Raw genomic sequence first — 5,678 nt, 5'->3', positions numbered from 1 at the left:
CGCGGAGGCCGCGCCGTGCGCCGTCGCGATCGCGCCGCGGACCGCGCCGGCGTCGGAGCCGACGAGCCCGACCCGGCCGTCGATCACCGCCTCGGGCGTGTACGACCCGCCGCCGAGCTTTTTCGCGTAGGCCGCCTGCCGGGCGGTGGCGGCGGGCAGGGCGTAGGTGTCGCGCCAGTCGAGGTGGTCCCAGTAGGTGACGTGGAAGGCGAGCGGCAGAACCTCGCGCCCCTCGCCGGCGAGCTGCCCGAGCAGCGCCTCGGCCGGCGGGCAGGACGAGCAGCTCTGCGAGGTGAACAGCTCCACCACCACCGGCCGTCCGGCGGCGTCGGCGCGTGTGCCGGCGAAAGAGCCGATCAGGGCGGCGAGGAGCGCGAGCGGGATCGTGCGGCGCAGGGTGGATCGCGTGATGGATCGCATGGCCAATCTCCGGAAACGGGCAGATGCCGGTGTTTCGCGCCCGCGCCGTGCCGGTTACCGCGCCGCCGCGTCAGAGCGTGTCCGTCTCCTCGCCGGCCGGCTTGTCGTCGTCGCGGGCGCGATGGAGCAGGAAGATCGAGGCCACCATGGTGAGGATCAGGCCGGCGAGGACGCCGAGCTCGATCATCGAGGCCTGGAACAGGGCCGCCTTCTCCGGCGACCAATCCTTGCCGTGCATGATCTCGGAGGATTGCAGGGTGATCACCAGCACCCGCCGGATCGAGGCGATCAGCCCGACGATCAGGAACGGCTCGCAGGTGAGCCGGCCCGAGCGCATCGAGACCCGCACCGTGTGCAGGATCTCCACCAGCATCAGCAGGAACAGCAGCCGGTCGACCACCTCCAGCGTCTGCGTGGCCCCGCCGAGGGAGCGCACCGCTTCCCATGTGAGTCCGACGGCGTCGATCAGCGCGATCAGCGCCGTGAAGGCCAGGAGCAGGCCGAGCGCCGCGTAGATCGCGTGCTCGGTGTGCAGGAAGACGAAGCTGGACGCCCGCGTAAGGCGGCCCTGCGCGTGCGGATCGTCGGCCATGGCATGCCCCCCGGATGCTGCTTTGTTCCGATGAAACAGGATCGTGCGTCCGGCGTCCAGCGCAAGGGGGACGGCGTGTGGGGATCGCGGCGCTTTCCGCACGCCGGAACGGTTTTCCGGATCGCCCGGTTCTCCGTATGCAACTCAGAGGAGAATGACATGCTGACCGGCGGCCTGCTGTGGCTCATCGGGATCCCGATCCCCGTCATCCTCCTGATCTGGTTCTTCTTCCTGCGCGGGCGCTGAACACGCACTTCGCAACCTGCGGGAAGCCTACGAAAAAGGGCCGGCGCGCCTCACGCGCACCGGCCCGACATCTTTTCGCGAATCGAACTACTTGGTGATCTTCACCGAGACCGGGTCGCTCGACGGGAACGTCTCCTCGAGGGCGTCGTCGAGGCGTTCGTTCAGCTTGTCCTGCCGGTTGGCGGGGTTCGTCTCGTCGCCGGGCTTGGCGCTGCCCTGCTGGAACCCCGGCTTGTCCGCGCCCTTCGGCGTTTTGTGGTCGTCGGTCATCGGGGCAACTCCTGCGTCACGAGGCGCCGAAGACGGCGCCGATGACCGTCAACGCCGGGCCGGCCCGGGTGTTTCACGCCGCGTCGGCAGGGCGGCGGCCGCGGGCCGGGCCGTCCGGCCGGACGCCGACTCGCGCTGCACCACGTCGTAGACGCCGCCGAGTCGGTCGAGGTGGGCGTCGAGGGTGAGCGGCGCGGCCCAGTAGCGGGCATGCGCGGCCCGGCCCATCCGCGCGGCCAGGGCGTCGTCGGCGAGGCGGCGCAGGTGGGCGGCCAGGGCGTCCGGGTCGCCGGAGCGGAACAGGAAGCCGGTCTCGCCGTCGATCACCGCCTCGCGGCCCGCGCAGGCGTCGCTCACCACCACCGGCGTGCCGAGCGCCAGCGCCTCGTAGACCGTGAGCGGCTGGCCCTCGTACCAGACGCTGGGGAAGACCAGCGCGCGCGCCGACGCCATCAGGGCCTGCACGCCCGCGGCGTCGCGCCAGCCGAGCATCGTCGCCTCGGGGTAGCGCTGGGCGAGCTCCGCCCGCTGCTCGCCGTCGCCGACGAAGACCGCGCGGATGCCGGCCCGCCGCGCGGCCTCGGCGAAGATCGGCGCGCCCTTCTCGGTCGAGATCCGCCCGACGAACAGGAAGTCGCCCGGCGCCCGCTCCGCCATCGGCCGGTGCGCCACCGCGATCGGGTTGTCGACCCGGTGGAATTGCGTGCCGCGCGGCAGGAGTGGGCCGACCACCCGCGCCTGCAGGTCGCTGATCGTGATGACGTGGCGGAAGAGGTGCTGGAGGTCGGCCACCTGGGTCATGCCGAGGTGGCGGACGACCCGCGCGAGCTTGCGCGGAAAGCTCTGCGCGTCGCAGTTCGTCCTCAGGCAGGCGCCCGACATCGGCGTCCGGTGGCAGATCGCGGCGGCCGGGTACTCGTAGAACCCGCCCGTCGGGCAGACCAGGAAGAACTCGTGCATGGTGTAGACGAGCGGCAGCCGCGAGCGCCGCAGGGCGACGCCGATCGACGGCGACAGCGCCTTGGCGAAGGCGTGGACGTGGACCACGGTGTCGTGGGGGTCGCACAGGGCCAGCTCGGCGGCGAGCGCCCGGGCCGCGGTACGGTTCCAGATCGCCTGCGCCAGGAAGGCGAGCTTGTTGGTCGTGGTCGAGATGTCGTCCTGGTCCAGGCAGACGACGCGGATGCCGGCGGCGGCGAGCCGCGGGTCGGCCGGGCCGCAGGCGGCGAACAGCGTGACCCGGGTGCCGCGGGCGGCGAGCCCGAGGGCCGAATCGAGCGCGACCTTGGCCTGGCCGCCGTTGACGTAGGCGTGGTCGGCGACGAGGACGACGTGCACGAGGCGGCTCCCGCTCCCTGGATGTCCCCACGTTTACCGGAATGCAGTTGATCCCGCGTAAACCTCGGGCGGGTCGGCGATCTGCGGTTGTCCTCTCCGCTCGACCGCCTCTCATCCGATCTCCTGTGCCGGTGTCGCCATGCACGTCGTGATCCTGGCCGAGTTCGCGAGCCCGAGCGGCGGCGCCGAGAAGGTGGCCGTGGAATCGGCCCGGGGGCTGGCCGAGCTCGGCCTGAGGGTCACCTACGTCCAGGGCGTCGCCGGCCCGGTCGACCCGCTCCTCGACCATCGCAACGTCACCCGGATCGGCCTCGACCTTCCCGATGTCTGGGCGCGCAACCCCGTGGCCGCGGCGGCGGCCGGCATCTGGCACGCCCGCGCCGCGCGCGCGCTGCAGGACGCCCTCCGGCGGCTCCCCGTCGCGCCGGACGTCGTCCACGTGCACCAGTGGACCCGCAGCCTGTCGCCCGCAATCTTCCCGGTGCTGCTGGCGGCCGGCGCCCCGGTGGTGCTGACGCTGCACGACTACTTCCTCGCCTGCCCCAACGGCGTCCACTACCGTTTCGACGCGGGCGAGCCCTGCAGCCTCGCGCCGATGTCCGCCGCCTGCATCCTGGCGCCCTGCGATGCCAAGAGCCGCCTGCACAAGCTGGTGCGGGTCGCCCGCACCGCGGCGGCGCGGCGGGCCGTGTCGGGGCGCGGGCTCCACGTGGTCCACGTCTGCGACGCGAGCCGGGCGCGGATGGGGACGATGCTCGGCGGCTACGGGCTGACGCACCACCGCGTCGACAACCCGGTGCGGGTCGCCCCCGGCGTTCCGGCCGCGCCGGAGGCGGGCGACGCCGTCGCCTATGTCGGCCGGCTCACCCGCGAGAAGGGCGCCGACCTCGTCGCCGCAGCCGCCCATCAGGCCGGCCTCACGGCTTTGTTCGTCGGCACCGGGCCTCTGGAGGCGGAGCTGCGCGCCATGCCCGGCGTCGAGCTGCTCGGCTGGCGCTCGCCGGAGGCCGTGCAGGCGGAGTTGCGCCACCGCGCCCGCGCGCTCGCGGCGCCCTCGCGCTGGTACGAGACCGGGCCGCTCACCGTCTACGAAGCGCTCGCCGCCGGCATCCCTGTGGTCGCCTCCGACCGCTCCGGCGCCGCCGAGAAGGTCCTGGACGGCACCAGCGGTTTCGTCGTCCCGCCCGAGCCCGCCGCCCTCGCCGTCGCCTTCGCCAAGCTCGCCGACGATGCCCGCGTCGCCGCGATGGGCCGGGCGGCGCATGCCCGCTACTGGGCCGCGCCGATGACGATCGCCCGGCACGCCGAGACGTCGGCCGCGCTCTATGCCGGCCTGCGGCGCACGCCTCGTGATGCGATGCAGCAAGAGCCCGCCGGCATCGCCGCCGAACGCCCGGCCCTGCATCCGCTGTGACGAGCGAGTCCGACCTATCGTCTGTTTCGAATCAAGTTTTCGACCGCCGCCGCGGGACCCGCAAGCGATGAATCGCCAATCCCGGCCGTCGTGTCCGTCTGCTCTGTCGGCCATTGCAGTAACACGACGGCCATTCTGTCAGGTGCCGAGCCTGTTGCCGCCGGACGGAGGCACCTGCAGCCACTTCACTGTTGATTAGGCAACGATTTTTTGTTCCAAGAAGGTGCCTTGACTTATTGTTGCAACGCAACATAAATCCGGTCGGCACCGGCGATCGCTTCGAAATCGCCCGGTGAACGACGACCTCCGAGGAGCTGAAGATGCAGACCCCGAACTTCGAGATCCCGACCGAGATGCGCGACTTCGCCGAGAAGAGCGTCGACCAGGCCCGCACCGCCGTCGGCACCCTGATGGGCAACGCGCTCAAGGCCGCCGAGCAGGTCCAGACCTCGGGCGTCTCGCTCCAGTCCTCGATGCAGGCCGCCGTCGCCAAGGGCTTCGACCACGCCCAGACCAACGCCAACGCCACCTTCGATTTCGCGCAGAAGCTCGTGCGCACCAAGGACCTGCGCGAGGCCTTCGAGCTGCAGTCCGAGTTCGTCCACAGCCAGATCGCCGCGATGCAGGCGCAGGCCAAGGACCTCGGCGCCATCGCCCAGAACGCCGCGCGCTGAGCCGACGCCCGGCCCCGCACGGGGCCGGACATGCCGGCCGCCCCGGCGCCGTGACGTCCCGTCGGCGCCGAGCGCCGCCTGGCCGGCGACACGTTGCGCCGGGCGGCAACTGGTCTACCTTGCTGCCCGTTTCCGATTCGCACGCGAGCCGGAACGGAATCCGGACGGCCTCGAGGGACTTCGACGATGGGCAAGCAACGGACGCCGCAGGGCCGATCGACCGGCCGCCGCCCGCCCGCGAAAGCGCCGACCCCGCTGAAGGCCAGCGCGCTCGAGGCGGCCTTGCACCCGGCCGAGGACGCGTTCCCGGCGGTGCCGTCGGAGGCCGCGCCCGAGCCGCTTCACGCCCACCTGCTCGACACGGTCTCGCCCGAGGCGCTGAGCGCCGCGACGCCCGCGGCCGAACCGCAGGCCGCGCCGGCCGAGATGCCGGTGCCCGCCGACGCCAACCTTGCCGAGACCGAGCTCGCCGAGGCTGACATCGCGGAAGCTGACATCGCGGAGCCCGATCTCGTCGCCGCGCCGTCCGCGGAGCCGGAGACGTTGTCCGAGGAGGCCGAGGCGCCGGTCGCCGAACCCGAAATTGCGGCGGCTCCCGAGCCGAGCCCGCCCGTCGAGGCCGCGCCGGTCCCGGCCGCGGAGCCCGAGGCTGCCCCCGCCTACACCAACGTGGTGCCGCTGAAACCCGCCGCGCCGTCCCGCCCGCCCGAGCCCGTGTCCGCAC

7 protein-coding genes and 1 pseudogene are annotated in these 5,678 nt (G+C 72.5%); 4 read left to right on the top strand and 4 right to left on the bottom strand.

The annotated features are described in order from the left end of the window. Nucleotides 1-420, bottom strand: a 420-nt coding sequence (locus tag FV229_RS24900) for a DUF1223 domain-containing protein (RefSeq protein WP_147754507.1), incomplete at its 3' end; no start/stop codon positions are given. 70 nt (nt 421-490) lie between these two features. Continuing rightward, entirely contained in the window at nt 491-1,012 is a 522-nt protein-coding gene (locus FV229_RS24895; protein ID WP_147754506.1) for a phosphate-starvation-inducible PsiE family protein, read from the bottom strand. Between FV229_RS24895 and FV229_RS24890 the strand changes: the two genes are divergently transcribed. Then, nucleotides 995-1,258 carry a hypothetical protein gene (locus tag FV229_RS24890; RefSeq protein ID WP_147754505.1) on the top strand — a complete coding sequence of 88 codons (264 nt, stop codon included), beginning with the start codon at nt 995-997 and terminating at the stop codon, nt 1,256-1,258. The genes FV229_RS24895 and FV229_RS24890 overlap by 18 nt on opposite strands. Nucleotides 1,259-1,345: 87 nt before the next feature. On the opposite strand, the gene FV229_RS24885 is transcribed toward FV229_RS24890, so the two are convergent. Further along, complete coding sequence (locus tag FV229_RS24885; protein ID WP_147754504.1) at nt 1,346-1,528, bottom strand: hypothetical protein; 183 nt, start codon at nt 1,526-1,528, stop codon at nt 1,346-1,348. A 48-nt stretch (nt 1,529-1,576) separates the two neighbouring features. Then, nucleotides 1,577-2,866, bottom strand: coding sequence for a glycosyltransferase family 4 protein (locus FV229_RS24880; protein ID WP_147754503.1), 1,290 nt, complete (start codon nt 2,864-2,866; stop codon nt 1,577-1,579). A gap of 139 nt (nt 2,867-3,005) precedes the next feature. On the opposite strand from FV229_RS24880, the gene FV229_RS24875 reads away from it, so the two are divergent. From FV229_RS24875 to FV229_RS24865, 3 genes and pseudogenes are all read left to right on the top strand, one after another. Beyond that, on the top strand, nt 3,006-4,280 hold the full coding sequence (locus FV229_RS24875) for a glycosyltransferase (protein ID WP_147754502.1): 1,275 nt from the start codon (nt 3,006-3,008) through the stop codon (nt 4,278-4,280). A gap of 320 nt (nt 4,281-4,600) precedes the next feature. Beyond that, nucleotides 4,601-4,954 (top strand): phasin, encoded by a 354-nt coding sequence (locus FV229_RS24870; protein WP_147754501.1) that lies wholly within the window; start codon nt 4,601-4,603, stop codon nt 4,952-4,954. A gap of 186 nt (nt 4,955-5,140) precedes the next feature. Next, a pseudogene (locus FV229_RS24865) lies at nt 5,141-5,678 on the top strand (hypothetical protein); the annotation flags it as partial.

The sequence above is a fragment of the Methylobacterium sp. WL120 genome (genome assembly GCF_008039465.1).
GTDB lineage: Bacteria > Pseudomonadota > Alphaproteobacteria > Rhizobiales > Beijerinckiaceae > Methylobacterium > Methylobacterium cerastii.
This window is presented reverse-complemented; position numbering and strand designations above follow the sequence as displayed.